The sequence below is a fragment of the Mesorhizobium sp. M7D.F.Ca.US.004.03.1.1 genome (genome assembly GCF_003998635.1).
Taxonomy (GTDB): domain Bacteria; phylum Pseudomonadota; class Alphaproteobacteria; order Rhizobiales; family Rhizobiaceae; genus Mesorhizobium; species Mesorhizobium loti.
Window position 1 is genome coordinate 1 of record NZ_RZQG01001334.1, and the last position, 1,193, is coordinate 1,193.

The 1,193-nt window shown below is 58.6% G+C and carries 3 protein-coding genes; 1 reads left to right on the plus strand and 2 read right to left on the minus strand.

Annotation, left to right across the window (positions count from 1 at the left end; genetic code table 11):
- The coding region (locus tag EN935_RS41630) for a hypothetical protein (RefSeq protein WP_206534678.1) at window positions 1-354 on the minus strand (354 nt) is incomplete at its 3' end.
- Window positions 355-553: 199 nt separating this feature from the next.
- Here EN935_RS41630 and EN935_RS41170 point away from each other — a divergent pair.
- The gene (locus tag EN935_RS41170; protein WP_164757833.1) at window positions 554-700 is read left to right on the plus strand and encodes a hypothetical protein; all 147 of its coding nucleotides are present in this window, start codon (window positions 554-556) and stop codon (window positions 698-700) included.
- Between the two features lie 162 nt (window positions 701-862).
- Here the strand turns inward: EN935_RS41170 and EN935_RS36845 are convergent.
- On the minus strand, window positions 863-1,193 hold a 331-nt coding region (locus EN935_RS36845), incomplete at its 5' end, for a low affinity iron permease family protein (protein WP_127374284.1).

Genomic DNA, 1,193 nt, shown 5'->3' on the forward strand with positions numbered 1-1,193 from the left:
GCTTGAAAGCATGCCGAATTTCAGTGGGAGAATTGTACGGTTTTTACGGTGATGACGCTGATATTGACTCTCGCTGCGCGCGATTTCATTTTTGATCGACAGCGTCAGGCAAATGGGTCGCTGCTCCGAAAGGGGCTTCTCATGTCGAGCCTTAACAAGCGCAATCCCGGCTTCCATCCTTCCGATTTGCAACTGTGCCAACGCGTCTTTGATCGGGTCTGCTCCGAACGCAAACTTGACCCGAAGTCGAGCGAGCCGGACGTGCAGCGGCTCGCAGCCACGGTGTTCTCGCTTTTCGAGAATGGCTACAGCAATGAAGCCGAATTGCTCGACAGTTTCAGGCGGCCGCGGCAATGACCAAGGTCAGGGTCACGTCCTCGACACCGGGGACTGAAAACGAGCCTTACGACACGGCGGTCTTTGCCAGGAAACATGGCATGTCGGAGAAGGCCGCGGAGGTCGTGCTGTTCGCAAACGGACCGTCCAGAACGGCTTGTGACGCTGCCGCACGCTCCTTTATGGAAGCGGTTGCCCGCAGATCGAAAAAGCAGCCATGAACGCCGACGATGCGCCTCGGCCAACAGGCGTTTCCATCCAGCCTATCGATGGCCAATGGGCCGTTCGGATCGTCGAGAACGGCGAAACCATACCGCGCCTGTTCGAGGAAGAGCAGTTCGCCCGGAACTTTGCGGCTGGTTAGCGGCTCCGCCTGTGGCTGCTGCCAATGAATGCCGACGATGCCGGGATCATTGGGTGCCAATGATCCGAAGGCCGGCTAGAGCAATTCCAGGAAAAGTGTAAACCGGTTTTCCCGGGAAAAGCGCATAGCGCTTTCCCTTGGGAATTGCGTCGAAACAAAGAGTTAGAGCGGTTCGCCGTTTCCGTGAAACGGTGAATTGCTCTGGGCCTCGGGCGCGGTTCGCGCTGCCTCTTCCTCGAGTTTGCCGAGCTTCGCCCTGATGTCTTTCGGGTCGGCATGCTCCAGCCCGACGACGTCGTTTCTGGTGTCGTTGAGGGCGACGATGATCTCGTCGAGCTTGGCATGGATCGCGGCGGTGTCGCGGTAGCCCTGGATCAGCACGACACCGGTGATGACGATGGCCGCGACCGACAGCGCGTAGGTGACGGCATTCGTCAGGCCGAACGGTACCAGGGCGGTGCACACCACCATGGCAATGATCATGACGTAGAAG

Coding starts and splice junctions, on each gene's coding strand:
- EN935_RS41170 (WP_164757833.1), top strand. CDS start 554: ATGAACGCCGACGATGCGCCTCGGCCAACAGGCGTTTCCATCCAGCCT.